The following is a 24,223-nucleotide window of genomic DNA, read 5'->3' on the forward strand; positions in this document are numbered from 1 at the left end:
CGGTGGAGTCACCGGGGCGCAGCCGGTTGCCAACACGGAGGAATACAGCAGTAGGGCCACCCACTTCCGCACTGTCTCAGCGGACATGATCCACGCGCCCCTCTCCGCGCTCCCAGCCACAACCGGGGGGCCCAAGTCGAATCCGTTGACCCCTTCCGCGGGTATCCGTCATGTGTTCCTCCTCGCGCCTTCTCTTCTACACGGAGCCGGCGGACTCAAGGAGGGCGGTACGTTCACCTGTCCACGCCGAGTCGCGTTCGCTGCCCTTCTGTCGAGTTCTTTGACACCATTTCCGCATCGAACCAGTGGTTGAGGGCTCAAGCGCGAGGCATGATGGCGAAGGGGCCGCCATGAGGTGGTCGCTGCGTCTTCTGGGGACACACCATGCGGATCACTGCTCTGGCGCTCACCAGCATCCTCCTCGCTGGCTGCAACAGGCAACAGACTGCAGACGCACCCGCTCGGGCTCCGACCGGTACCTTCATCCACAAGAAAAAGCCTGACGCAGATCTCGCGAAGCATTTACTCCAGGGCCTGGCGTCGAGCCGCAAGACCACTCCGGACGAGCAGAAAGCGATCGCACATGCACTGGTCGCCGCGAAGGTGATCGGCAAGCCTTTCGTGCGGGAGGACTACTCGAGCTTCTATACGCCGCTCAGTGATATCGAACTATTCGGCCGGAAGGTGCTTGCCGTTGAATATGAGTACATCGAGGAGTGGATCGGCTGCTGCGTCACCAACGGGTTTGCGGTGCTACTACCGAATACCCCGGGCGACGATGCCGCTCTCGATCGCTTCGCTCGCGAGAACAACTGCAAGGTGCGTGTCGGGAAGGACGTGATCTACGTTCCTGGTGCATGGGACTCGCAGAATGAAGCGGGCAAATTCATCCAGCTGTCGTGCAAGGACTCGGATTCCTACGCCGAGGAAGGAAGCGAGGAATGAGTCGATTTCGCCAGCCGCAAGGCTGAGTCCTCCATGCCGGAGCAATGCTGCTGGAGCTGGCGGCCACTGGCTCATGGGCATCTCCTTCTGGAACTCGCACCTACCCGGGAGGGGCCCGGGGCATGGCCAGGAAGCGGACCAACCAGTCGGCGGCATCCCGGATGGCCTCCTCCCAGTCCTCGGGCCGCATCATGTGCCCGGACAAGGGGAATTCGCGGTAGCGCAGCCGCTCGGGCGCCTGGGCATACAAGGGGGCCAGGCGCTCGTGAAAGCTCCGCGCCGGGCCGGGGTGCACCACGTCATCCTGGCCCGCCGTCTGACTGAAGAGCGCCACGGGGAAGAAGCGCTCCGCATGAAGGTGGGGACTCTCCGGCAGCGCGAGCGCCCACTCCGGTGAGCCGAGCAGCGCCACCGCCGCTCGCAACCTCCGGTCCAGCAGGAGCGCCCGGTAGGTGATGAACCCGCCCTGGGAGACACCCGCAATCCCCAGCCGCTCCGGGTGGGCTCCGAGCGACACGAGCGCATCGAGCACCGCGGGCACCTCGTTCGCGGTCGCCTGGACCACCTGGAGGAACTCCTCTTCCATGCGCGGGTTGCCGTGGGCGAAGCGCGCGTCGAAGTCCGGGTAGCGCCGTTCGCCCTGCCCCACCACGTCGATGCCCACCGCGAAGAGTCCCCGCTCCGCGAAGACGCCCAGCTCGCGCTCGTTCACCTCCTTGAACCCGCCGAGCCCATGGAAGAAGAGCACCACGCCACGGCGCAGCGCCTCCTCTCGCGAGCCTTGGTGGACGGCCAGCGCGGGCGCTCCCGCGAGCGACATTCTCGATGAGTGGAGGCTCATGCTGCCCGCAGTATCACCCAGCCAGGCTCCCGCGCGACCGCTCCCTCGGCTGGCGTGGTGTGAAGGCGCGAGCCGCAACCGCCCGCACGCCCAGGCACACTCCCCGTCCTCCCGAGTGAAAGTACGGCGGAGGACGGCTACAGTGCGGCCATCCGCGCGTGACACCGCGCCCTCTTCCCCCGCCCACTCCGGGTCAGGTTCTCAGGACATGGTCATCCCCCGCTTCGTGGAAACCCTCGAGCTCAACAACGCACTGCTCGTCGGTTCCTCAGTACTGCTCTCCCTGCTCGCCATCTGGTTCGTGCTCGTCACCTCCAGCTTCCTGCTCCACCAGGGCATCCGGGCGAGTGGTATCCAGTCACTGGCCTCCCTGGGCGAGAGCCTCTACAAGCGGGGACGGCTGCTGGCCGCCCTGCTCTCCATCCCCGTCGTCCTCGCCGGCATCGGACTGCTCGGCTACGCGCTCTGGAGGGGAACCGATCTCCAGCCCTGGTTCGACCGGGCCCTGCAGGAGCTCACCCCCGACATCCTCAAGGCCCTGGGGCGCGGCGTGGGCCTCGTGGTGTTGATGGTCATCGGATTCTACGCGCTGCAGCGCAGCGGCCGGCGTCTGGTGGTCCGCATCGAGCAGATGGTGCGCGAGCGCCAGCTCCACGAGGCCCAGCGCGTCCACGTGGAGAAGCTCCTGGTGTATCTGCCCTCCGCCATCAACTTCGCGGTGGCCAACGCCGTGGTGCGTCTGGCCATCTCCGCCCTGGACCTCCCGGCCGCCGTCGAGTGGCTCATCACCACCACCCTCTACATCCTGCTGCTTGTCACCGGCGGGCGGACACTCGTGTACCTGCTCTATTTCCTGTCCGAGCGGGTGGTGGCCTCGTGGGAGGACAAGAGCAAGGGCACGCGGCTCGAGGAGTACTACGCGGCCCTGCGCAGGCTGCTGCCGGTGGGCCAGAAGAGCCTCGAGGCCATCACCTATATCTCCGTGGCGACGCTGATCGTCCGCAAGTTCCAGACGCTGGAGCCCATCGCGCCCTATGGGCCCATCCTCATCCGCGTCGTCTCGATGTTCTTCGCCGCCAGCGTGCTGGTCGAGCTCGGCCGCGTCATGGTGGCCCGGCTGCTGTCCTCCAGCACCTCCGCTACCGATGATGTGCAGCGCCGGCGCCAGACGTTCGTCAGCCTGCTGCAGAGCATCATCAAGTACATCATCTACTTCTGTGTCTGCATGATGGTCCTCAGCGATTTCGGCGTGGATCCAACGCCCATCCTGGCGGGTGCAGGCATCGTGGGCCTCACGGTCGGCCTGGGGGCCCAGACCATCGTGCAGGACCTGCTCAACGGCATCTTCCTCCTGTTCGAGGATCAGATCCTCAATGGGGACTACGTCCGCATCGGCGACACCGAGGGCCTGGTGGAGGAGATTACTCCCCGGGTGACGCGCATCCGGGATCGCTTCGGGCGTCTGCACATCATGCGCAATGGAGAGATCAAGAACGTCATCAACTACAGCCGGGGGTGGACGATGGCCGTGGTGGAGATGAGCGTGGCGTATGAATCGGACTTGAGGAAGGCGCTCCGGGTCATCGAAGAGGCCGGTGCGCGGCTGCCCGAGCTGCTCCCGGGCAAGGCCATCGAGACGCCCAAGGTCATGGGCATCGAGACCATTGACGACAGCTGCCTCCGGGTTCGCATCGAGACGAAGGTGGCGCCCGGGTGCCACTACGAGGTGAAGCGGGCACTGCATCTGATGTTGGTGGAGAGCTTCAACGCCCACCAGCTGGAGATTCCCTACCCCAAGGCCGTCGAGATCTCGGGAGATCCGGCACCCGAGCCAGCCGGGGAGAAGGAAGCGGCGTGAGCGCTCCTCGGCGAGGAGCGGTTCATGCCTTGCGCCGGGGAACTCACTGGGAGAACGAACTCACGATGCCGCACGGCTCGCATGCGACGCCGTACAGCATGCCCGTGTCGGAGAAGCGCGAGTCCGTGTCCCGCACCTGAGCGGTGGCGGACATGGGCTCGCCGCAGCGCGGGCACGCGTGAATCTCCGGACCCTGAACCCACGTGGGAGCTCCGCCCAGCCGGTGGTGCCGTACCCGTTTGCTCATGAAGATCGTCCGCCAGGTGCGCCCCGGCCCCAATCCCACCCGCTGCAGCGCGGGAGGCACCACGCGCCGATTGACCGGGTAGCCGCCGTCCGTGCCCAGCCCCCGCACCGTTCCAATCCCCGAGACCTCGACGTGGACGCGCCCGCCTCCCACGATGCAGATGAAGCAGGTGGGCAGGCGCGCGGGCCAGGGCACTCCCCGTGGAGCCTCACCGTCGAGCAGAAGCGCATCCACCAGCTCGTTGCCACACTTGGGGCAGGACGCTCCGGCGATGGGGTTCCACAGCGTCCCGTGGGCCACGGGAGGCTCCGCCACCCCATCCGGACTGGCATTCGCCGGAAGCACCTCCAGGCACGTGGACGAGAAGGAGCGCACCACCTTGCCGGTGGAACGCCGCACCACACCTGCGTGGGCCAGGAGCACCAGCGCCTCCTGCAGCTCCGGCGTCTCGAGCGTCGCCAGCCACGACTCGAGCATCCGCAGCGCCTCCGCGCGTCCCGAGCGCGCGAGCGCCAGGGCGGCCGCGGCCATCGGGTCACCCGGAGCACGCTCCTCCCGGAGCGCGTCCTGATGAGACATCACCGTGCCCACCGGAAGCCGCTTCCGCTGCGAGTGCCAGCCCGGTCTCAGCTCGGCCGCCAGCGGGAGCACGTACTCCAACGGAGCGTCCCACCAGGCCAGGGATTCGGGCTCGCGCTCGCGTGACAGTTCCCCGAGGTATGGGTGGAAGAGCGTGGGGTCCATCTCCACGAGGATCGAAAACGCCTCCTCGAAGAGATGGGAGCTCCGCCGCAACGCCATCACCTCCTCGGCCAGCCGCACGCGCTCCTCGGAGGTGAGGGCCTCATAGTCCTCCGGCTCCGGCTGCTCGGGGAGGCCCAGCCGCTCGAGCACCTCCACCTCCAACTGCAAGCGCGCATCTGACGCAGCCGCCTCCTCCCAGATCTGGCTGAGCCGGTCCTTCTCCTTCTGTCCGGAGCGGTTCACCACCTTGGCGCGCTCGCCCCGGCCGAGCGGATCCGGCTGCGTCTCCACGAGCCACACGCTCATGCCCTGCTCGGGGTCGAAGTCGGTACATGCCGAGGCTCCAAAGCGAACCTCGATGCCCTCGGCGGTCCGGAGGGTACCGACACCATCCCGGGGGTTCCACGCGGCGACCACGGCCTGGGTGGGAAGCTGGAGCGTGCTCATGAGCGGAGAGGGTAGCTCAAGGATCGACGGTGATGGGCACCTCGAGCACCGTTTTGATCCGTATCCGCATGTCCGGGACGTCATCGATGGGGCTGGCCCAGAGCGAGAACTCGAGGATTGCCGGACCGGCGGACACCCATCTGTCATACAGGGTCACGTTGTATGACAATTGGTTCGTTTCAACCATCCATGCCTGTGCTTCGAAGGCCTCCACCATGTTCACGGAGAAGGTGGCGGATTCGTCGTCGGCGGTGGGCCGGGTCCAACGGACCTCGAAGGGCGACTCGAGCTTCACATGGCTGCCAGGCGCGGGGGAGGTAAGCCCGATGCTGCTCGGGATGGTCAGTGGGCGATGGTACGAGTTCCCGCCCCAGACGATGTCCAACGGCACCGTCCCCCCGTCGAGCAGCGGCGCCATGTCGGCATCCAGGAGCTCGTAGTCCCAGGTCTTCGGGTTGTACGTCAGGGCTCGGCCGCCCAACGTCACCTGCGCGTCCTTCACGGTGAAGTGGGTGTCGCCATCCTTGAGCTCAACGGCCACCTGCGCCCGGTCTCCTCTGCGCTTCACGGTGACGTCGAGCTCGAGGCCCACCTTTTCAGGTGGAGGCTCTTCGGCATCCGGGTCCGCCAGGCCAGGAATGCCACACAAACCACCCGTCACCTGCGAGTCCACGCCATCCCAGAGCCCCTGGCACACGAGCAGGTCCATCAGCGGACCACCGGCCGAGAGTTCCAGCGGGATGGGCTCGGACAGCGGCAGGGACTCGGATTCGTAGCCTGCCCATTTCAGCAGGTTGAAGCCCGGCTTCAGCTCCATCCCGGGCATGAGCGTCCTCGCCCGATTCGTGTACACGAGCGTGTGCATCACGTCTGCGTTGAACACCATCGTCGAGCCGAGTACCCGATCGACGGGGCTACCCGTGGGGGGGATGGTGTCGAGCTTCCCGTTGCCGTTGCCATCCTGGTACGCGATCAGGATCCCCGTCGCCAACTGGTTCTCGGTGCCGTCATCCGAGACCCAGCTCGCGCTCTGGGGAGGCCGGTAGATGTGAAAGCGGAAGTTCGCGGGGAAGGTCCCCTCATAAGGGTAGTCCTCGGCGACGACAGCCGTGGAGTCGGGGGGGGCATTCAAGAAGGTGAGGGGGACGATGAACCATCGCGAGTACCAGACCAGCGCGATGCGCACCGGCCCGTTGATGGTCGTACCAGGGGCCAGGGTCATCTGGCCCTCCAGCGTCAGCAGGGGCTCGCCCTGGTAGTCGGCATCCACCGTGCTTCCGCAGGCGGAGACGGCGAGCAGCAAGGCAAGCAACAGGCCCGGCGTGTGGTGTGCTCTCGGATTCATGATGTGCTCCGGAAGTCCTTTCGTGTTTCAGCGATTGAGGGTGAGGCCGCACTGGTCCGCCGGCGGCGGGTTCTCCTTGAGCCAGAGCCCCTCGCAGACAAACGCATCGAACTCTGGGCCGCCCGCGAAGAGCTGGAGCGGAATGGGCGTGGACAGCGGCACGGGCCCATTGGACTCAGACAGCTCCAGCAGGTTGAAGCCCTTGCGGATATCCCACTCGGGCAGCGCCTCCTCCATATAGTAGGCCGCGTATTTCTGCGCCTCGGGGCTCACCCACCACTGCATCGAGGTGCCAACAATCCTGTCGATGGGCTCGCCCGCGATGGGAATGGTGTCGAGCTTTCCATTGCCATTCAGGTCCTGGTATGCGAGCAGGATTCCCATCGCGCATTTGGTGGTGATGTCATGCTTTCCGAAGGGGTACATCGCCGCCTCCGGGGGCGGCTGGTAGACGCGGAACTCGAAGTCCGCGGATGCGCTGCCCTGGAAGACGGCCTCGTCGTTGACGATGGCCAGGGGTTGGGACATCTGATAGATGTCCTCCCGGCCGAGCGGGTTCGCGTACCAGCCCATCGCGAGCCGCACGGGCCCGTCGAGGGTGACGCCAGGTGCCGGGAACAGCGTGACGTTCAGCGTGAGCAAGGGCTCGTGCGGAGTGTTCGGATCCTCCGGAGGTGGCTTCTGGGACTCCACCGGAACGGGCTGCTGCGCCTCCTCGGGAGCCGGCTCCTGGGAGGTGCTGCCTCCGCAAGCGGAAGCAGCGAGGAGCAGGGTGAACCGCAGGCCCCGTGTGATGAGCAGGCTCGACTTCATGATGTCCTCCAGGGTCTTTCCAATGCGAGGCCCCGGGAGTGGGGCGCTCTGGATGGAGGAACCGGACGAGCCCTCGAAAATGGGAACCGTCCTTTTCGCGTCTGTTTTCAGAACCGCCAGCCGGCTCCCGCGGAGACGAGTCCCCCGGGACGCACGGAAGGCTGCTGCTCCGAGGGCAGATAGCGCAACAGGAGCTGCCCCTGCACGAGCGCGAAGGAATGGCCCCAGAGGGGAATCTCCACGCCCACCACGGGCCCCACGGCCACACCGAGCGCCTGGCGCGGCGCGAGGGGCGCGGCACCGAAGTTGTCCTGGATCTCGTCCTCGGCATCGCGGTGCAGGGACTGCCTCATGCCGGTGAGCTCCACCGAGAGCCCCAGGTGCGGCACGAGCGCCCACTCCATCCAGCGGTACCCCGCTGAGACGCCGAGGCCGAGCGCACGCTCGGTGATGTCGAGCGCCACGCCCCGGTAGGACGCACCCGTCGCGGTGAGCGTCCCCAGTGCCCACCACGAGCCCCAGGTGTGGCGGTAACCGAGCCCGCCCGCAAGCCGGAGGCCCGAGCCCCGCACGGGTGCGCTCTCCAACCGCGCCAAGCCCAGCAGCGCGGAGTTGCGCAGCGCCACGTAGCCGCCCTTCAACGCCACCTCCGTGAAGCGGCGCCAGACGAGCTTCTCCTCCTGCACCCGGCGCTCGCCTCCATAGGGCAGTTCCACCTCCAGGAGGCCGGTGCTCTCCCCCGCCCGCTTGCGCACGAGGTAGCGGCCCGGGGGCACCGCGAGCCGCAGCGGTCTCCCGGACTGCTTGTCCACCTCGGCCACCACATCCGAGCGCGGCTGGCTCGCCACCACGAAGCGCCCCGAGGCCGCGGACGGGAAGACGAGCGCGCTGCGCGCGACATCCGGCTCGGTGAGGATGAGCTCGCCCGTGCCCGACAGGTCCCAAGCGTAGGCCGGGTGTTGCCCCGCGCTGCTGGAGCCCGCCACCGTGCGCCGGTAGGCATAGGCATACGCCTCGGAGAGAGAGACCTTGCCATCCCCCTCCGCGTCCGCGTCTCCTCGCAGGCCGGTGAGCAGGTGGTGTGTGAAGAGCGAGCCCTTGAGCGAGTCCCACTCCTCGGAGCTCTCCCCCGGTCCGCTCGAGGAGATGATCACCTGGCCGCGCAGGGGCAGCCGCTCGAGCGACACGTCATAGGCGGGCGCGGCGCTGCCTCCCTTGCGCTGCGCGAGGGTGCCGCTCTCACAAGCGTCCACGATGACCACGGCCAGCCGCGCGCCGATCTGCCGGGTGGTGTCGCGCAGCTCGGCGAGCGGCAGCCCGGTCCCGGCCAGGTGCAGCACTCCAGCCCTGGCGTGCGAGGAGACGTAGACCACGAGGACCACGTCGTTGCCGGAGGATCGGAGCTCGGCGATGCGGCCCGCCACCTCCGCCAGCCTCTGGCGCACCACCGTGGCCGTCGGGTCCACCAGGAGGTAGGCGCGATCCGTGCGCACACCGCCCAGCTCGATGAACAGCCGCCGGACGCGCTCCGCGTCATCGTCCGCGAAGCTGAGCACCGGGTCCTCCGGCGCGCCCACGTTGGCGCCGATGGAGACCAGCAGGCGGACCGTCTCGGCCGGAGCGCGGGCCGGGAGCAGGAGCAGCAACACCCCCAGCGGGAAGAGGAGCCACGAACGCAGCGGATGTCTCATCATTTCGGTTTCTGGAGGCGGAGCACGCTCACGCGGCAGTCGGGGCAGGAGAGCGAGGGTTCCGCGCGGCCCGCTTGCGTCCGGAGTTGGGCGAGCAGGGGCGCGGCGTCCAACGGGCGGGGAGAGAAGATGGCGAAGAGCCACTCCGGGCCGGGCGCGTCATCGAGGACCACGCTGCCCGGAAGGAAGTCCCGATGCAGCGCCGCCACCGGCACCGAGGCCCCTCCTCCGAAGGGGTGGAAGACGCTCGCCATACCGCGGCCGTCCAGCTCCAACACCAGCAGGTGGCCGGCCTCGGGCGCCTCGTACGCGAAGCGCAGCGCATCCCCGGTGCGGACTGGACTGTCCGGCCCGAGCAGCTCGGGCGTACCTCCTGCCCTGGCCGCCACCACCCTGAACTCGTTGCCCTTGTAGTTCACGCCACTCCCACTCGGGAGGACGCGCGGCATGAGCACCACCAGCGCGAGCACCGGCACGCACACGGCCAGCACGGGCACCAGACGGCGCCAGAGGGCGGGAGCGGGCCGGGTGGCGGCGCGGCGCTCGAGCTGACGCAGGAAGCGCTCGGAAGGGCGCGCTCGCAGGAAGGCGTCGCGGGCCTCGGTGAGGGCCGCGAGCTGGCCACCGCAGGTGGGACAGCCCTCCACGTGGGCGCGAGGGGACTCGGGAATCTGCTCACCGGCGCTCAGGGCCTCGAGCACAGCGGCGGGCGGGCACCCGGGGCCTCGGGGCGAAGGGGGAAGGGGCGGACTCATCGGCTCTCCTCGGTGCGGTGTCCCTGCCAGAGCTGGCGGATGCGTTCCTCGAACAGCTTGAGCTTCTTGCCCACCGTGCGGCGGGAATAGCCCGTCTGCTCGGCGACCTCCTCCTGGGTGTAGCCGTCCAGGAAGTGCAGTACGCCAATGGTGCGCGTCTTGCCATCGAGCTGCCGCAACGCCACGCCCAGCAACGCGCGGCGGTCGGCATCATCGGGCGAGCCCTGGCCGTGCGCCTCCAGGGTGGCGAGCTGGGCCTCCTCGGCCACGGGCTCGCGTCCGCGCCGCTCCACCAGGTCGAAGCAGCAGCGCGCGGCGACGGTGTAGAGCCACGCCAGCAACGAGCCTTCCTCCCTGGGCGGGCCATAGCGCCGCACCCGCAGGAAGGTCTCCTGCAGGGCATCCTCGGCGTCCTCCGGGCGGCGCACCAACTGGAGGCAGCGCCGGTGCACCAGGTAGCCGTATTGCTCGTACAGCCGGGCCAGCCATGCGTCATCCATGCCGCGGGGCTCCGAGCAGGTGGGACGGCGGGGATTTTCGGGCACTCGGGTGCAAGACGCTCTCCTCCACAGGAGAGACCGGCCAGAGGCCGGAAAATGGGAACTGGAATCGGAAGCGAGACTCGAACGTGTGGGTGGACGTGAGCGCGCGCCTGACCGAGGCGCTTCTCTACGGGACGATGGTGCGCTTACGCTGCCAGGCGGACTCGAACTCCGCGCGGTCGATCTCGAAGGGCAGGAAGCCATCCTCCTCGAGGTCGAGCGTGGTATGGGCCAGGCCGCCGTAGCGGTCCTCGGGCCGCGCCTCGTCGTACTTCAGCACCGAGCCGTTCTCGAAGACCGTGAGCTGACGCGAGACACCGCCCTCCGCGTCCACCTCGAGGTACCAGACCGATGTGCCCCAGTGGTCGTACTCGTCACCCCGGGACTCATCCCAGGGCCGCTTGAAGTATCGCATCCGCTTCCGAGTATAGGGGCAGGAGCGCCGGAGCACCTGCACCACCTCGGGACGCGCCGAGCCATCCAAAAAGCTGATGGCTCATCCCATCTCCCGTCTGGTTTTCCGAGGGCTTCGGGTGCATCCAGGGAGCATGGATGCTCTCGCGAACACGCCCCCTCCCCTATCCCCCGAGCGGCCTGACCGAGGTGTGGGTCATGTGCTGGTGCCCCTCGGAGCGGCGGCCAGTCTCCTGCCCTTCGTGTCCACGGGCGCCGCCCTGGTGGCGGGTATCCTCGTGGCCCTGCTCGTGGGCAACCCCTATGTGGAGTGGACCCGCCGCGCCACGCATCCCCTACTGTCGCTCGCGGTGGTGGGGCTCGGCGCCAGCATGGACCTGCGCGTCGTCGCGGCCGTGGGCATCCAGGGCGCCGGCTATACGGTGGCCAGCATCACCGTGTGTCTGCTGCTCGGAGCCCTGCTCTCCCGGGCGCTCGGCGTCTCCCGCGAGGCCGGCCTGCTCATCAGCGTGGGCACCGCCATCTGCGGAGGCAGCGCCATCGCCGCCATGGTGCCCGTGCTCCGCCCCAAGGAGCACGAGGTCTCCGTCGCCCTGGGCACCGTGTTCCTGCTCAACGCAGTGGCCCTCTTCGTCTTCCCCGCTGTGGGGCACACCGTGGGGCTCGACCCGAGCCGGTTCGGCCTGTGGAGCGCCCTCGCCATCCACGACACCAGCTCCGTGGTGGGCGCCGCCATGCAGTACGGCCCCCAGGCGCTCGAGGTCGCCACCACGGTCAAGCTCGCACGCGCCCTGTGGATCGTCCCGCTCACGCTCGGCATTGGTGCGTGGCGGAGCCGCCGGGGCGAGGCATCGGAGCCTCGCGGCAAGGCGCGGTACCCCTGGTTCATCCTCGGCTTCATCGCCACGGCGGCGCTCGTCACCTGGGTGCCAGCGCTACGGCCCATGGGGCACCACGTGGCGAGCGCCTCCAGGCAGGTGCTGGTGCTGACGCTCTTCCTCATCGGCGCCAACCTCACGCGCGGAGCCATCCGCTCGGTGGGTGTGCGGCCGCTCGCGCAGGGCGTGGCCCTGTGGGTGTGCATGGCGGGCCTGAGCCTGGGTGCCATCGTCCTCCACCTCGTGGGGTGAGGCGCGCTCAGGGGTGCAGCAGGGCCGGTGGTGAGGCGCGCGCATGGCGCAGGAAGCGGCCCGCGAGTCCTGACGGCGCGTCCACCGGCAGCACCCACGAGAAGGCGCGCTCCACGCGCAGGCCCGGGATGGGCAGCACCCGCAGCCGGCCCTGGGCCAGCTCGCCCTGGATGCTCCACCTCGACAGGAAGCCCACGCCCAGGCCGAGCATCACCGCGCCCTGGATGGCCTCGTTGCTCCCCAGTTGCAGGTCCCCCGCCTGCGCTCCGCGACGCACGCCCGCCCGCCGCAGGGCGCGCTCCAGCACCGCCCGCGTCCCCGAGCCCGGCTCACGCCAGAGGAGCGGCACGGAGCGAAGCGACTCCACCGAGCGCACCCGCAGCAGCTCCGCCGGAGCCTGCGCCGAGACGACGGGCACCAGCTCGTCATCGAGGTAGCGCTCCAGGCGGATGCCAGCGGCGCGGGCATGCCCCTCCACCAGTCCCAGGGGCGCGCGGCCCTCGCCCACCCAGCCGAGCACCTGCGTGGTGTTGCCCACCTCCACCCGCACCTGCAATCCCCGGTGGACGCGGAGGAAGGAGGCCAGCAACTGCGGCACCACGGAGCTGGCGACCGTGGTGCTCGTCGCCAGCACCAGCTCTCCGCCCGTCTCTTCCTCGCTGGAGATGGCGAGCGCCGCCTCGTCCAGCAGTTGGTGGACGCGCTGCGCGTACTCCAGCAGGGCCCGGCCCGCCTCGTTGAGACGCACGCCCCTCGCGGTGCGCACCAGCAGGGGCCGGCCACACTCCTGCTCGAGCTGACGCACCTGCGCGGAGACGGCCGGCTGCGACAAGTGCAGCAGCCGCGAGGCCGCCGACACCTGGCCCGTGGTGGCCACCACGCGGAAGACTTCGAGACGGCGCGGATCAAGTCGTGTGGACAGGCAGTGTCCTCCTCGGTCCAACACCTTTAGTCCGCCTGGGTTCCCCCTGCTACGCCGGAAGCCCGCCCGGCTGTAGGCTCGCCGGACCATGGCCCGCCGCAAACAGGTGGATGAGACCACCGCCCGCGTCCGCAATCTGATCGCCCTCGATGCCGCCAACATCATGCGAAGGCTCGAGGCCCGCCGCAGCGAGATGTTCGTCCTCTTCTCCCGGCTGCGCAGCCGCGAGCCCATGCTCAGCACCCTCGCCACCCGCTATTCCACGGCCACCTTCCATGACCTCGTGAACCTGCCCGCTCGCGAGCAGTCCGTCGTGGACCAGTTCTACGAGTGCCTCGACACGCTGCGCTGGTACTTCACCTATACCGAGGACATGCCCAGCACCGCCCAGCAGACCTTCACCACGCTGCACCGCCGGCTGGAGGAGGCCCACCGCCAGCTCGTCGCCACGCTCGGCCATCCCGTGTCCCCCGATGGCACCGTCGTCGTCGAGGGCGAGGTGCTCCGCCGCGAGGACAAGCGCCTCACGTGAGCCGCGCCGTCACGGCGCGCAGCAACTGGTAGCCTTCAGGTGTCATCCAGGCTCGAGGGGAGCCGTCACGAAGGGAGTGACATGGACGTCCGGGAAGTGTCGCGCGGGGAGATCAAACTGGTGGGCCTCGAGGTCGTGGGCCGCAGGCAGGAGCTGAGCCAGCGAGTGCCCATGGCCTGGCTGGAGCTGACGCGGGGACTGGAGGCCATCCGCCACAAGGTCGACCCGGCGCTCTTCTACGGCGTCAGCCCCGAGTCGGACCACCTCCACGGCGGACAGAGCGGCGTCTACTCCTATTGGGTGGCCACGGAGGTGTCCGCGTTCGAGTCCGTTCCCGCCACCATGACGACCCTTCTTGTGCCGGCCCAGCGCTACGCGGTCACGACGTGCAAGGGAGGCGCGGAGCAGATCGAGCCAACGTATATCGGCCTCGCACAGTGGCTCGCGGCGTCTGGCAGCAAGACGCGGGCCGACGCCTACGCATTCGAGCTGTATGACGTACGCCGCCAGCGCCCGACTCCGCCCTACGAGCGCTTCGACTACGACATCTACAGGCCACTCGAAAGCGTTGCTTGAAACAGGCTCGCGTCCTGGGGCAAACGGGGCTCCCCCCAACCGGGCCTTGTCGAAAGGCCCGTCATCCAAGAGGTCGCCCCATGAAGCGTCTCGTTCCCGCCCTCGCCGTGCTGGCCCTCGTGGCCGGCTTCGCCGCTCCCGCCCAGGCCCAGGTGGAGCTGCACGAGGTTGCCCTCAGCACGCAGCTCGCCTCCACGGTCACCACCATCCAGCCCCAGTGCTACTACTGCACCTCGCTGACGGTGACGGCCTTCGCGGTCGACTCGTCCGGCGCCATCTCGCAGGAGGATGCCACCTGGGCCGCGTTCGATTGGCTCGGCGCCCAGGACTACCAGGTGTACCCGGACGCGGGCCACGCCATCACCCAGACCCAGTTCGCGTCGGCCCTGGCCAACAAGAACTACGAGGAGCTGCCGCCGGCCATCCGCAGCTACATCGGCACCTACGGCAACGACTACACGGTCAGCGTGGCGTCGTGGGCGCGCATGACGGCGCCCGACTACTACAACTTCGGTGACTTCTACACGCTCGTGTTCCACACGGCGCGCAAGGTCGTCACCGTCGAGGTGCGCTACGAATACGAGTGGTAGACCGTCATGAAGTCACGGTGCCACAGCCGCGTTCGTGAGACGGCTCGCGGCCCGAAGACTTCCGCGTAGAGGTTCCCGCCGCCCCTCTTCCCACACGAGCAATCACTCTCAGCGAGGGAGAGGGGCGCAATGGTGTGTGTCCCCTGAAGTTCGTGCCGTGCTCCGTGAACTGGAGCGTGATGTGCTTGAGCGCTCGTTGCACCCATCTCGGCTCTAAGGAGCACAACCATGCCCCTGCGCTCCCCCTTGGCAATCCTACTCCTGGTACTCCTCCCCGTGACGGCCCGAGCCAACGCAACGGAGGTCCAGGTCATCCACGTGGTGACACCAGTAAATGCGCGCGGGCACTGGGACTCCCAGGGGGGCTACTGGGTATCTCTCGCGCTCCCGCTGCGCCCCTTGGCTCCCAAAGACGTGGCGCCCCTTTCCCGAGAGGACGTGCGGGCCATCCTCGCGGCTTTCGAGAGCATGTACGACAAGGTGGCGCCGCCCCCAGCAGGGACTCGGGAGAAATCCACCTGCGTCAAGTCCGCTCTGCAGATAACGCTCGGCAGCCCGGTGCCATGCGAGGCAAACTCCAACCCCAAGCGAGCCCTGCCACCGCAAATAGAAGAACGAATCCGCCAGGACTATTTGAGATTCTACAACTCAAAGAACGTCGGCCTCCTTGATAGCTCGGGACCGGTGGAGTCCAGCCGCTTCTTCCTGGCCCTCAAACGTTCACCCAAGTACATGGGAGCCGGTGCTCAGCAATCGGCCGAGGAACTCTTCACCTCCCCCGTTTTCATTACCTCCATGGCAATCTCCATGACGCTTTACATGGTCATGTTGGCAGCGCCGGGACCATTCATCTCAAAGGGAGCAGTGGCAGCGATTACCTTCTGGCTCATGGCGACTTACGGCGTCTCAGAGGTCGTGGCCGTGGCTTCGGCAGTCAAACGCTTGCATGACGAGTCGTCAGCAGCGACGTCAGAGCGTGCGCTGGAAGATGCATCCCGCCACTTTGGAGAGGCCCTCGGGGGTGTAGGGCTGAGAATCCTCGTAACGGTTGCGGTGGGGCGACTGGCCGGAAAACTCCCCGAGGTGCCCTCCCCCCCTGGGGGAGGAGGGCTCTGGGACAGACTCGGCAAGGTTGGCATCTCTGTGCAGAAGATTGTTGCTTCCTCGGAAGGAGCCACCCTGGCTGTGGCCACGGCGGATGGGACGGTGGAGATTTCCGAGACGGCAAGCACAGTGACCTCGGCGGCAGACGGAACCATCCTCCTCATGGGGGCAACGCTGGGCGCGAGTGCCTCAGCCGTCAAGGACGCACTCAAGGCGGCGCGGGTATCGGGCGACTGCGCCCCGAAGAAGGAGGACGACAACGAGGGCCACCACCTAGCCACAGACAAGAACGAGGATTCCGACAAGAACGGAGGCCCATGGACGCCACGATTCAAGCTGCTTTTCGATCGCGCAGGCTCAAGCCTCAACGATTTGGTCAACATCGTCTTTCTCAAGGGCCACAAAGGCCCTCATCCCGAAGAGTACCACGATGAAGTCTTCCGTCGACTTCGAGACGCCCTTCGAGAGTGCAAGACCCAAGTCGATTGCCGGAATCGGCTTGAGGATGAGCTTGACCGGATAGCTGCTGATGTTTGCAAACCAGGCTCCAGGCTCAATAAACTTGTCACGAAGAAAAAATGAGCACACAGAACAAGTATTTCGACCTGTCGGACGACATGCGCATTCCCGGGCGTTGGGTCTTGAGCCAGCTCGATATCGATGACCGAGGGCGGCCCATGGACCCCTGGCAGTTCGACCAGGGGAAGGTCCTCCATCTAGAAGGCGTTCAGTTGATTGGGGTGGGCCATCCTGGGAACGCGCTCGACTTCAGCCTGACGGAGTTGTCCACACCCGTTGTCAGCAGTCGCGTCGTGTCTGTTTTCGAGCGCCTTGCCCTCCAGGATGAGGTGCAATTCATCCCCGCGCGTGTGGAGGGACAATCCCAGCCCTACTTCATCCTCAACACGCTGCAAATCTTCCGGTGCATCGACGATGCTCGATGCGAAGAGGTGCTCTATTGGCAACCAGAGGATGGTCGCCCGGACAAGTTGGGTAAATATCGAAATGTCGTGGGGCTGAAAGTAGACCCGGCCAGGGTGGACGGCGCCAATATCTTCCGCCCCTGGGGGTGGACCGTGGCCCTCATCGTCTCCGAGCGACTCAAACGGGCCATGGAGGCTGAGGGCATTACGGGCACCCGGTTCATTGAGGCATGAGCACGAGCTGACTCAGGGCATGCGCGATGCGCTCAATGAGGCGCGTCGGAATCCCAACGAGCATCCCTCTCCGGAGAGGAAAATGACCGACGGACGTGCTTGGCAAGGCAATGTGAAGGTGCGCATGTACGAGCGGGTTCGCGAACGTGGTTACGATTCGCTCACCGCCTTCGCCGGGGCACGTCCTGCCGTTCCGCTACACTTGCTGGCCGAGGAACTAGGCAAGGACGACGTCGCCGGGGTACAGGTGTTGAGTGGACTGCTCGCCGAGGCGGAGCGGCGCAAGCAGGTCACGCGGTTTGTGCGCGATGTATTCGCGCGCCTGTGGTCCCAGAGCGTTCCCGACGGTTGGCCGCCTGTGCTGGACGATGCAAACCGCTTCAAGATTGCCGAGGCGATTGGCTCGTGGATTGCCTACACTCCCGAAACTCATAGGGAGCGTGCCAGGCAAGCCAGGACAGCGCTCCTTGCCACGCCTCCGCCACCCGGGTGGCGGCCTCTAGGCCCTGACGACGAGCTGCTTCTCTCACTTCTACCCGACAAGGAAGTCTGAACTTCACCCTGGAGAGGGCCATGAGCGACGGACATCCTTGGCGGGGCAACTGGGTGGCTCGCATGTATGAGCGGGTCCGCAAGCGCGGCTACGATTCGCTCACCGCCTTCGCCGAGGCGCGCCCCACTGCCTCGTTGGTGGCATTGGCCAAGGAGCTTGGCAAGGACGACATTGCTGGAGTCCAGGTGTTCCAAGGGCTGGTGGCTGAAGCGGAACGGAGCCATAAGGTCGCACGTCTAGTGCGCGGGCAGTTCGTACGCGAACTGAACGAATCTCTCCCCGACGGCTGGCCTCCTGTGCTGGACGATGCAAACCGCTTCAAGGTCGCAGAGGCGATGGGTTCGTGGATTGCCTTCACCCCAGAAACCCATAAGGAGCGCGCAAGGAAGGCCAGAGATGCACTCCGCGCCACGCCACCGCCCACCAGTTGGCGCCCCCTCGGCCCCGACGACGAGCTGCTGCTCACGCTCCTGCCTGACGAGGAAGTCTGAACTTCACCTCTTTGGACAGGGCCGACTGAACAGAGCGCACATTGCGCCTGGAGGACCGGACAGCGGAGCCCTTGCCGCAGGGAGACGGACTCACGGAAAGCCGACCCCCCACTCCCGTAGCTCGCGGGCGCACGGAGCGATGACTCGGGCTCGTCGGTGATAGCGTCCCGGTGCCGGGGCTTCGCTCCGGCCGGGCACCGGCGTCCGTCACGCTTCGTCAGGCGATACACTCCCGGTAGAGTAGGAACGAGTTGCCTTACCGCTGGAGTTGACTGCATGCTCCTACCTTCCACGTAACCGCGGCCGTGCCGAGGCTATGGGGTTGGAGGTGCCACCTATGTTCTCAAGCGCGTTGTTGCTCGCATGCGCGCTCCTGTCCGCGGCTCCGGCGACCGCGGCCGCGAGTCCCCAGGAGCAGCAGGTCAGGTCCGTCTTGATGCCTCCTGATGGAGGCTCCGTCGAAGTGTTCGTCCGGGCGTTCGTCGAGCAGAACCCCTACAGTTCCCTCACGGCCGTGGTTCTTCCAGGCCCGATCAAGCAGGTCGATGCGGACGCGGATGCGCTGGTGGAATCCGATGCGAGAGGTGGAGACGGATGGGGAAATCGCCTCCAGGTGTCCTCTCGCCGTCCGGTGACCACGGGTCGTGGGGTGCAAGTACGCATCACGCTCGTGGACGAGGCCCGCGTCACGCTGCGTCTCGTCACGCGCCCCAACGTCAGGGATGTCGTCCTGAACATCCGAGCGCGTCCAGCCATCAGCCCCGAGGAGAATGAGCGTCAGGCTCAAGAACGGCTGCTGCGTCCCCAGTCGTTGGGAGAGATCGTCTCTGGCAAGACCCGGCTCATCGCGGAGCGAGGCTCCGAGGCGGTCATCAACCGGGCAGTCGGTCATGGCTACTTGTTCAAGCAAACCAATCTGCTCTCGATTACTTTTGTCGATGTCGTTCATGATGCAGGAATCTCGTACGCCACCCTGCTCATCGCGAATTGCTCAGACTCTGACTGGCCGGTCGATCTGGAGCGGATCAACCTGACGGGTTCCGCAAGCGGCATGGTGCGGATCATCTCTCGTGCATCCGAGTTCGCCGTGATTCCTCCGGGAGCGGAGTCCCGAGTCGTTCTCGCCTATGAGACTCCTGCTTCTGATTCCGAGCTCCTTGCCACGATAGACAAGCCTGGAACGGACCTGCCCAGCTTGCTCGTGACGGTGCTTCCATGATCTTACCCCTCGCCCAAGTGGCCTTCGCGCTCGTCCTGGCTGCGAGCACCGAGGAGTACCGGAATGGCGAGCCGCCACGGACCCACGTCCGCGCAAGCACCGGCAGCGTGTCCGACACAACCACATCTCGCGAGAACATGAAGGGAAGGGTCATGACAGAATCAATGAAGCCCGAATCGCGCCGACCCCGTGGTGGCGGAGCCTCATCGAAAGTCCTGGCGGCCATGACGGGAGCCTGCCTGATCGCCGGTTGCTCGGGAGTCCGCGTGCTTCCGGACGGGACAGCCGCATGTTCTCCGGAAGCCATCGCCGAAACCCAGCGTCTGCGAATCCCTCCGCACTCCTACTTCTCCGTGGAGGTTCTGGGATTGCCGGGAAGCGTCAGTGGTGTGGCCCTCATCAAGGAGGGTCCCATCGAGGTTCGTGTCACGGGTCCTGTCTACGACTACGTTCCGGATGAGATTGCCAAGTCTCCTCTGTGCACGGATCATCCGCCGAATTGGGTCGTCCCTCCTGAATGCAAGGGAAAAACAATCGTTGCTGGTACGGCGCTGCTCTACGGCGAGGCCAGCCTCCGGGGCGACCGCGTCCAGATCCGTCTTCACCAATTGCGAGATCGAGGAATGATCGGCCCCTTCTGCGGAGTGATTGCTCAGCGCCGTTCGCTCTCGATGGTGGGGCTGGAGAAGAATCCACCCGAGGCATTGAGAATGCTCGAAATCGAGCAGCCCCCACCGGGGCTCGTGGCAGTCTGGTCCCGCGCCGAAATATTGGTCATTGAGGACGAATCACAGAAACCAAGGCTTTGAATGAGCACACAAAGTGATTCGTGGCTCATGCGGTCGGCAAGCGGAGCCGCTCACCAACCCTCCTGAGCAAACCTCGCTCCTCAAGCAGTTGCTGGACACGGCGACCGAGGGCGAGGTGGTCGGGATTCCTCGCGGTGAGCCGCTCGGGGATGAGAGTGACGAGCGTCCCCTTCTCCTCCACCGTCTCCACGCGCACGGGCTCCGGCAACGCTGGCACCTCGCCCCGTTGCCGCGAGAAGTACGTCAACCACCCGACGAAAGTCCCGGCCGAACCGTGCTCAGAAAGACCGTCCCGGAAGTCGTCGGACACGATGACGCCCCAGTCCGGCTCCCAGGCCTCCGCCATCGCCCGCATCACCCCGGCGAGCACCGGCGTTCCAAGCATTCGCTCACTCCCCGGCTCCTCCACCGGGAAGTAGAGAACCACGTGGTTCGAGGAGCCTTCGGCATGTGCGCCACAGAAGAACCTGACCATTCCCCCCTGTTCCTGTTCCTCATGGCCAGTCCATGCCCCGAAATTGAAGCCGTCCCTACCACTCTGGTACTTCTTCTTCCCAAAAAACCGCTCGAAGGTCTCGCGTGTGGGCTCGAACTGAAGTTGGAGCGCGCTCCTCGTCGAGTTGCTCTTCTCGTACCAACGAGCGTAGCTGGGATGACACTCCGCCAGCAGACGGAAGAAGGTCTCCGCCCGACAAGCGCACTCCTCGGCCGACTCCTGGCGGCGCCCCCAATAGGCACCTGCGTAGTAGGTCTCCCTCATGTGTCGTCAGTCCCTCGGCAGCGGCGGTGTGTGCACAATTTCGATACCCTCAATGTTGCTCTCTTTGAACAGCTTCTTGAGGACGGCAACCATCCGAGCCTCCGCCACATGCCAGCGAACACGAAGCCCTCCAGCCAGGCGGCTCTGTCTGCGGGCCTGCTTCACCATGTCATCAGCGCCCTCGTACTTCCACCTGACCTTGAGGTCCTGATCGAACCACTTATCGTATCCGCGAGACTTGGCTTCAAGCAGCATGTCTGTTTTGGGGTCAAACCCGTCGTAGTCCACACACTCGCCGTCGCGGCAGACCCTGTAGGCCCACCTCTTGGGCGCACCCGTCACCTGGGCTTGATAGGAACGAGACTGCTCGGACATGCTCGAGGTGTCCTCCACCCAATGACCGGGACCGCCCACGGGAGGCCACCCTCCACCGCCCCGCGAGCCCTGGGCTCCCACGTTGGCCATGTGCAGCACGTAGGTGGCGCTCAGCGCACTGCCCGCGACGGCCACGACACCACCGGCGGGAACGGCCACGAGCCGCATCGCCAGGAGGCCATCGCCCGACAGTGATAGCAGGGGGACGGAGATGCTCCCGAGCCTCCCTCCCCAGGACGCCGCCTTCGCAGCTCCTGCCCCCGAAGTGCCCACCATCAGCACGATGCTCGTGGCGAGCCGGGAAACGGTACGTACCCTCTCCGCGTAGGGCTTGTGACGGAACTCCTCCCAGAGGCCGGGCGCGTTCTCATAGAGCTCGCGCACCGCGCCCGGCAATTGAGCCAACCCCTCGAGTGTCTCCCCCGTGTAGAAGACGAGCCGGTAGATACCCTCCACCGTATCTACAACCGCGAGCACGGCCCCTTCCGCCACCGGCAGCAATACACCGTCATCCGGCTCGTAGATGCCCGCCGGGCGAGCACCGTGAAGCACCTCGAGCTTTTCATCCACCGGGAAGAGGCGCCCGCCGTCGATGGCATAGAAGGGTCCCACCTCGAAGTGGCCGGCGCGCAAGGTGCCATCGTCCGCCAGCACCACCTGGCCAGCCTTCTGCACCGCGACGCCCGTGGTGGATTTCACCAGGTATCCGTCCGGGCGCAGCACCAGCAGCCGTGAGAAGCGACGCATCCGCGCATGCAACTCGTCGCGCGACACCGCGGTTGCGCTCGTGGCCACCTCCAGGAGCAGGTGCGCCGCCATCCGCCTGATGCCGAAATTGCCCAGTGTCACCGGCGTGGACAGCAGGTGCGGCAGCAGTTCCATCGCCTGCTGTGGAGACAGGGTGCGCCCGTCCACGGGTAGCGCAGTGGACGCGACCCCGGCCTGCACGAGGAAGCCCTGGAAGTAATCCAGGGTGATGGGCACCGTGTGGGGACGTCCGTCCCCCACCCCATCCGGCCAGCCAGCTTCCGCCCCTTCCCAGTCCTCGGCCTCATCCGCCTCGCCAGCGAGGCGGGCCTGGCTCCGTGTCCGCGAGCCAGCGCCACCGGCCGAGCCCCCATCCCCTCCTCCTCGAGCGACACGCGCCTCCACACTGGCGCCAACGGAACCCCGTGCGGCGGAGGGACCCTCGGCCACCGCCCGCTCTGTCGCCCCTCTCTCCTTCGCATCCGGTCGCGCAGGGACAGTCACCGGTCGGTGGTGGTGGTTCCCCGCCATCTCACCGACCATGGGGTAGCCCGCAGCACATGCGGCCTGCAACACCACGAGCAGCACCGCCAGCACAGCGACCACCCAGCGCGGCAGCCCCCGCGAGCCCTCCCGTCGATCCTCCATCCGCGTGCCAATGACCAACCCAGTTCCAAAACTTCTGTACTCCTCGGGCATGACAGAGGCCTTTCTCCGGGGTGCAGCGAACCTGGAGGATTGTCGCTGAGCACGAGGAATCGCGGGAAACCGAACCAGCCGATCTGGGCGCGAAGAGAAGCACCGGAGCACGAAGCCTTCGTCCGGACTGTGCGCCCTCCCCTCATACATGGAGTGCTGGCCTACCAGACATGTCGTTGTCTGGGGCCCTCCGTCTGATTCAGGCTGCGGGTTCCTCACCCACCCAGCAAGCTCCCCCCTCCATGTACGCACACCCCTCAAGATGGCTTCTGGCGGGCGCGTGGCTCTCCGCCTCCGCGGCATTGGCCGAGCCCGTTGAGCCCGTGGCCCAAGGTATCTCGGTTGGTGTCTCTAGCTTCCAGCAACTCGGGCTGTGGCGGAACTCCGAGGTGGCCACCACGCTCGACGTCGCTTATCAGCGGGCGCTCGGCACCGAGGGCTTCGGCAGTCACCTGTTCCTCGGTGGTGGGCTGCGCTACGCCCTGCCCCAGAGTTTGACCACCTTCCCGCTCGAGCTCTATGCCCGCGGGGAGCTCCGCACGCGCGTGGGCTACTGGGAACCCGCTGGAGGTCTCGAGCTGGGTTTCAGCCGCGTCGCGCTGCCCTGGCGGGCCGTCCGCGTCCCCATGGGCGTCGAGCTGTACGAGCGCAATGACGCCCTCTCCGGCCCGCTCTACTTCGCCTTCCACGCCGCGCCCCTGCGCTTCCACCTCGGCCGCTTCGTGGTGGGAGGTCCCGAGGTGCAGTGGGGCCCCGCGGGCCCTCCCTTCGGGACGGCACAGCGGCTCCACATCGGTCTGGCCCGCCTGGAGGTCCAGCTATGAGCTTCCCGCTCCGTTCTTCCCTCCTCCTGCTCGCCGGGGGCCTAGGCCTCGCTGGCGGCACCGCGTGCGCTCCCACGCAGCCCCTGGAGGGCGCCGATCTGCCCGCGCTCCAGGCGCTCACCGAAGAAATCCAACCCGAGCGCGTCTGGTCGGACCTCCTCGAGCTGACGCAGAAGCACGCCTCGGATCAATCCATCGACTGCGCCCCCCTCGTCCCCGAGGCGACCCGCGAGAAGTTCCCCGAGCTGTGCCACCTGTCCAACTCCCTGTCGGGCGCCTGGGTGCACTCGCGGCTCCAGTCGTTCGACGGTCTGTCCGTCACCGGGGACGAGTCGTTCGGCGAGAACGGCATGCGCACCAACAACATCGTCGCGGAGCTCAAGGGCGTGTCCAAGCCCGACGAGGTCATCCTGGTCGGTGCCCACTTCGATGCCTTCTGGCAGGGCGCGGATGACAACAGCAGCGGTGTCGCGGCCCTGCTGGAGCTGGCCCGCGTGTTCTCGCGGCACAGGTTCGAGCGCACCATCCGCTTCGTCGGCTTCGACATGGAGGAGTACGGCATCTCCGGCAGCCACCGCTACGTGAAGGAAGGCAAGGGCGAGCAGGTCGTCACCGCCATCGTCTTCGACGGGCTCGGCTACTACTCCGACGAGGAGGGCTCCCAGCAATCGCTGCCCGGCCTGCCCTCTCCCTCCAAGGCGGACTTCCTGGCCATCATCGGCAACGACGACTCCAGCCATGAGGCCTCACAGGTCTACGCGCTCGGCAACGAGCTGAAGCTCATGAACACCGTCCCCCTCATCTCCTCGGGCCATGGCACCTCCACCATGGGCTTCGCCCTGACGCTCAGCGACCACCTGCCCTTCTGGTTCAACCACCAGAAGGCCGTGTTCCTCACCGACACCGCGCCCTTCCGCAATCCCCACTACCACCTGGAGACGGACACCCCGGACACGTTGGATCCGATCCGGCTCGGTCAGGCCACCCGCGTGGCCGCCGCGGCCATCGCCTTCTGGGCGGGAGGTCCCCAGTAGGTTCCCGCCACCTCGAAGTGAACGCGCGGAGTTCCCCCTGAAACCACCCGCCATCACCC

25 protein-coding genes are annotated in these 24,223 nt (G+C 66.7%); 14 read left to right on the forward strand and 11 right to left on the reverse strand.

The window, feature by feature from the left end:
• The first annotated feature begins 384 nt into the window (after positions 1-384).
• On the forward strand, positions 385-945 hold the full coding sequence (locus DAT35_RS48165; RefSeq protein ID WP_108076109.1) for a hypothetical protein: 561 nt from the start codon (positions 385-387) through the stop codon (positions 943-945).
• A gap of 100 nt (positions 946-1,045) precedes the next feature.
• On the opposite strand, the gene DAT35_RS48170 is transcribed toward DAT35_RS48165, so the two are convergent.
• Positions 1,046-1,786, reverse strand: a complete 741-nt coding sequence (locus tag DAT35_RS48170) for a S9 family peptidase (protein WP_146210180.1) — start codon at positions 1,784-1,786, stop codon at positions 1,046-1,048.
• Positions 1,787-1,994: 208 nt separating this feature from the next.
• Here DAT35_RS48170 and DAT35_RS48175 point away from each other — a divergent pair, with 208 nt between their 5' ends.
• The gene (locus DAT35_RS48175) at positions 1,995-3,644 is read left to right on the forward strand and encodes a mechanosensitive ion channel family protein (protein WP_108076111.1); all 1,650 of its coding nucleotides are present in this window, start codon (positions 1,995-1,997) and stop codon (positions 3,642-3,644) included.
• A 43-nt stretch (positions 3,645-3,687) separates the two neighbouring features.
• Here the strand turns inward: DAT35_RS48175 and DAT35_RS48180 are convergent, their stop codons facing one another.
• The 7 genes from DAT35_RS48180 to DAT35_RS48210 all read right to left on the reverse strand — a co-directional run bounded on the left by DAT35_RS48180 (position 3,688) and on the right by DAT35_RS48210 (position 10,643).
• Complete coding sequence (locus tag DAT35_RS48180) at positions 3,688-5,082, reverse strand: hypothetical protein (RefSeq protein ID WP_108076112.1); 1,395 nt, start codon at positions 5,080-5,082, stop codon at positions 3,688-3,690.
• A gap of 16 nt (positions 5,083-5,098) precedes the next feature.
• Positions 5,099-6,427: a hypothetical protein gene (locus DAT35_RS48185; RefSeq protein WP_108076113.1), complete on the reverse strand. Its 1,329-nt coding sequence runs from the start codon at positions 6,425-6,427 to the stop codon at positions 5,099-5,101.
• 27 nt (positions 6,428-6,454) lie between these two features.
• A complete protein-coding gene (locus tag DAT35_RS48190; RefSeq protein WP_108076114.1) occupies positions 6,455-7,240 on the reverse strand; it encodes a hypothetical protein in 786 nt (261 codons plus the stop codon).
• A 107-nt stretch (positions 7,241-7,347) separates the two neighbouring features.
• Positions 7,348-8,934, reverse strand: a complete 1,587-nt coding sequence (locus DAT35_RS48195) for a caspase family protein (protein WP_108076115.1) — start codon at positions 8,932-8,934, stop codon at positions 7,348-7,350.
• On the reverse strand, positions 8,931-9,686 hold the full coding sequence (locus DAT35_RS48200) for a DUF4384 domain-containing protein (RefSeq protein WP_146210181.1): 756 nt from the start codon (positions 9,684-9,686) through the stop codon (positions 8,931-8,933). The genes DAT35_RS48195 and DAT35_RS48200 overlap by 4 nt, the downstream gene beginning before the upstream one ends.
• Positions 9,683-10,186, reverse strand: coding sequence for an RNA polymerase sigma factor (locus DAT35_RS48205; RefSeq protein WP_158502181.1), 504 nt, complete (start codon positions 10,184-10,186; stop codon positions 9,683-9,685). The genes DAT35_RS48200 and DAT35_RS48205 overlap by 4 nt, the downstream gene beginning before the upstream one ends.
• 169 nt (positions 10,187-10,355) lie before the next feature.
• Positions 10,356-10,643 carry a hypothetical protein gene (locus DAT35_RS48210; RefSeq protein ID WP_146210182.1) on the reverse strand — a complete coding sequence of 96 codons (288 nt, stop codon included), beginning with the start codon at positions 10,641-10,643 and terminating at the stop codon, positions 10,356-10,358.
• 199 nt (positions 10,644-10,842) lie between these two features.
• On the opposite strand from DAT35_RS48210, the gene DAT35_RS48215 reads away from it, so the two are divergent.
• Positions 10,843-11,772, forward strand: coding sequence for a YeiH family protein (locus tag DAT35_RS48215; RefSeq protein WP_233262144.1), 930 nt, complete (start codon positions 10,843-10,845; stop codon positions 11,770-11,772).
• Between the two features lie 7 nt (positions 11,773-11,779).
• Here the strand turns inward: DAT35_RS48215 and DAT35_RS48220 are convergent, their stop codons facing one another.
• The gene (locus DAT35_RS48220) at positions 11,780-12,694 is read right to left on the reverse strand and encodes a LysR family transcriptional regulator (protein WP_233262154.1); all 915 of its coding nucleotides are present in this window, start codon (positions 12,692-12,694) and stop codon (positions 11,780-11,782) included.
• An 88-nt stretch (positions 12,695-12,782) separates the two neighbouring features.
• On the opposite strand from DAT35_RS48220, the gene DAT35_RS48225 reads away from it, so the two are divergent.
• From DAT35_RS48225 to DAT35_RS58535, 9 genes are all read left to right on the forward strand, one after another.
• A complete protein-coding gene (locus DAT35_RS48225) occupies positions 12,783-13,226 on the forward strand; it encodes a hypothetical protein (protein ID WP_108076121.1) in 444 nt (147 codons plus the stop codon).
• 81 nt (positions 13,227-13,307) lie between these two features.
• On the forward strand, positions 13,308-13,802 hold the full coding sequence (locus DAT35_RS48230; protein WP_108076122.1) for a GyrI-like domain-containing protein: 495 nt from the start codon (positions 13,308-13,310) through the stop codon (positions 13,800-13,802).
• Between the two features lie 80 nt (positions 13,803-13,882).
• A complete protein-coding gene (locus DAT35_RS48235; protein ID WP_108076123.1) occupies positions 13,883-14,392 on the forward strand; it encodes a hypothetical protein in 510 nt (169 codons plus the stop codon).
• A 228-nt stretch (positions 14,393-14,620) separates the two neighbouring features.
• Positions 14,621-16,078, forward strand: coding sequence for an AHH domain-containing protein (locus tag DAT35_RS48240; protein ID WP_108076124.1), 1,458 nt, complete (start codon positions 14,621-14,623; stop codon positions 16,076-16,078).
• Positions 16,075-16,653: an imm11 family protein gene (locus DAT35_RS48245; RefSeq protein ID WP_233262145.1), complete on the forward strand. Its 579-nt coding sequence runs from the start codon at positions 16,075-16,077 to the stop codon at positions 16,651-16,653. Before DAT35_RS48240 ends, DAT35_RS48245 begins: the two co-directional genes overlap by 4 nt.
• An 82-nt stretch (positions 16,654-16,735) precedes the next feature.
• Positions 16,736-17,206, forward strand: coding sequence for an NUDIX hydrolase (locus DAT35_RS48250; protein WP_108076125.1), 471 nt, complete (start codon positions 16,736-16,738; stop codon positions 17,204-17,206).
• 20 nt (positions 17,207-17,226) lie between these two features.
• Positions 17,227-17,697, forward strand: a complete 471-nt coding sequence (locus tag DAT35_RS48255; protein ID WP_108076126.1) for an NUDIX hydrolase — start codon at positions 17,227-17,229, stop codon at positions 17,695-17,697.
• Between the two features lie 337 nt (positions 17,698-18,034).
• Positions 18,035-18,916 (forward strand): DUF2381 family protein, encoded by an 882-nt coding sequence (locus tag DAT35_RS48260; RefSeq protein ID WP_233262155.1) that lies wholly within the window; start codon positions 18,035-18,037, stop codon positions 18,914-18,916.
• Positions 18,913-19,725 (forward strand): hypothetical protein, encoded by an 813-nt coding sequence (locus tag DAT35_RS58535; protein WP_146210183.1) that lies wholly within the window; start codon positions 18,913-18,915, stop codon positions 19,723-19,725. Before DAT35_RS48260 ends, DAT35_RS58535 begins: the two co-directional genes overlap by 4 nt.
• A 25-nt stretch (positions 19,726-19,750) precedes the next feature.
• Here the strand turns inward: DAT35_RS58535 and DAT35_RS48270 are convergent, their stop codons facing one another.
• Positions 19,751-20,485: an immunity 52 family protein gene (locus DAT35_RS48270; RefSeq protein WP_108076129.1), complete on the reverse strand. Its 735-nt coding sequence runs from the start codon at positions 20,483-20,485 to the stop codon at positions 19,751-19,753.
• Positions 20,486-20,491: 6 nt separating this feature from the next.
• Positions 20,492-22,306 (reverse strand): restriction endonuclease fold toxin 5 domain-containing protein, encoded by a 1,815-nt coding sequence (locus DAT35_RS48275; RefSeq protein WP_158502182.1) that lies wholly within the window; start codon positions 22,304-22,306, stop codon positions 20,492-20,494.
• Positions 22,307-22,629: 323 nt separating this feature from the next.
• Here DAT35_RS48275 and DAT35_RS48280 point away from each other — a divergent pair, with 323 nt between their 5' ends.
• Both DAT35_RS48280 and DAT35_RS48285 read left to right on the forward strand, forming a co-directional pair.
• On the forward strand, positions 22,630-23,130 hold the full coding sequence (locus DAT35_RS48280) for a hypothetical protein (RefSeq protein WP_146210184.1): 501 nt from the start codon (positions 22,630-22,632) through the stop codon (positions 23,128-23,130).
• Positions 23,127-24,164, forward strand: coding sequence for a M28 family peptidase (locus tag DAT35_RS48285; RefSeq protein WP_108076132.1), 1,038 nt, complete (start codon positions 23,127-23,129; stop codon positions 24,162-24,164). Before DAT35_RS48280 ends, DAT35_RS48285 begins: the two co-directional genes overlap by 4 nt.
• Positions 24,165-24,223: the final 59 nt, after the last annotated feature.

Origin of the sequence: Vitiosangium sp. GDMCC 1.1324, assembly GCF_003044305.1 — a bacterium.
Classification (GTDB): Bacteria; Myxococcota; Myxococcia; order Myxococcales; family Myxococcaceae; genus Archangium.

Coding starts and splice junctions, on each gene's coding strand:
- DAT35_RS48230 (WP_108076122.1), top strand. CDS start 13,308: ATGGACGTCCGGGAAGTGTCGCGCGGGGAGATCAAACTGGTGGGCCTC.
- DAT35_RS48255 (WP_108076126.1), top strand. CDS start 17,227: ATGAGCGACGGACATCCTTGGCGGGGCAACTGGGTGGCTCGCATGTAT.
- DAT35_RS48270 (WP_108076129.1), bottom strand. CDS start 20,485: ATGAGGGAGACCTACTACGCAGGTGCCTATTGGGGGCGCCGCCAGGAG.
- DAT35_RS48285 (WP_108076132.1), top strand. CDS start 23,127: ATGAGCTTCCCGCTCCGTTCTTCCCTCCTCCTGCTCGCCGGGGGCCTA.
- DAT35_RS48245 (WP_233262145.1), top strand. CDS start 16,075: ATGAGCACACAGAACAAGTATTTCGACCTGTCGGACGACATGCGCATT.
- DAT35_RS48200 (WP_146210181.1), bottom strand. CDS start 9,686: ATGAGTCCGCCCCTTCCCCCTTCGCCCCGAGGCCCCGGGTGCCCGCCC.
- DAT35_RS48175 (WP_108076111.1), top strand. CDS start 1,995: ATGGTCATCCCCCGCTTCGTGGAAACCCTCGAGCTCAACAACGCACTG.
- DAT35_RS48210 (WP_146210182.1), bottom strand. CDS start 10,643: ATGCGATACTTCAAGCGGCCCTGGGATGAGTCCCGGGGTGACGAGTAC.
- DAT35_RS48165 (WP_108076109.1), top strand. CDS start 385: ATGCGGATCACTGCTCTGGCGCTCACCAGCATCCTCCTCGCTGGCTGC.
- DAT35_RS48180 (WP_108076112.1), bottom strand. CDS start 5,082: ATGAGCACGCTCCAGCTTCCCACCCAGGCCGTGGTCGCCGCGTGGAAC.
- DAT35_RS58535 (WP_146210183.1), top strand. CDS start 18,913: ATGATCTTACCCCTCGCCCAAGTGGCCTTCGCGCTCGTCCTGGCTGCG.
- DAT35_RS48275 (WP_158502182.1), bottom strand. CDS start 22,306: ATGCCCGAGGAGTACAGAAGTTTTGGAACTGGGTTGGTCATTGGCACG.
- DAT35_RS48190 (WP_108076114.1), bottom strand. CDS start 7,240: ATGAAGTCGAGCCTGCTCATCACACGGGGCCTGCGGTTCACCCTGCTC.
- DAT35_RS48260 (WP_233262155.1), top strand. CDS start 18,035: ATGTTCTCAAGCGCGTTGTTGCTCGCATGCGCGCTCCTGTCCGCGGCT.
- DAT35_RS48240 (WP_108076124.1), top strand. CDS start 14,621: ATGCCCCTGCGCTCCCCCTTGGCAATCCTACTCCTGGTACTCCTCCCC.
- DAT35_RS48205 (WP_158502181.1), bottom strand. CDS start 10,186: ATGGATGACGCATGGCTGGCCCGGCTGTACGAGCAATACGGCTACCTG.
- DAT35_RS48170 (WP_146210180.1), bottom strand. CDS start 1,786: ATGAGCCTCCACTCATCGAGAATGTCGCTCGCGGGAGCGCCCGCGCTG.
- DAT35_RS48250 (WP_108076125.1), top strand. CDS start 16,736: ATGACCGACGGACGTGCTTGGCAAGGCAATGTGAAGGTGCGCATGTAC.
- DAT35_RS48195 (WP_108076115.1), bottom strand. CDS start 8,934: ATGATGAGACATCCGCTGCGTTCGTGGCTCCTCTTCCCGCTGGGGGTG.
- DAT35_RS48225 (WP_108076121.1), top strand. CDS start 12,783: ATGGCCCGCCGCAAACAGGTGGATGAGACCACCGCCCGCGTCCGCAAT.
- DAT35_RS48185 (WP_108076113.1), bottom strand. CDS start 6,427: ATGAATCCGAGAGCACACCACACGCCGGGCCTGTTGCTTGCCTTGCTG.
- DAT35_RS48235 (WP_108076123.1), top strand. CDS start 13,883: ATGAAGCGTCTCGTTCCCGCCCTCGCCGTGCTGGCCCTCGTGGCCGGC.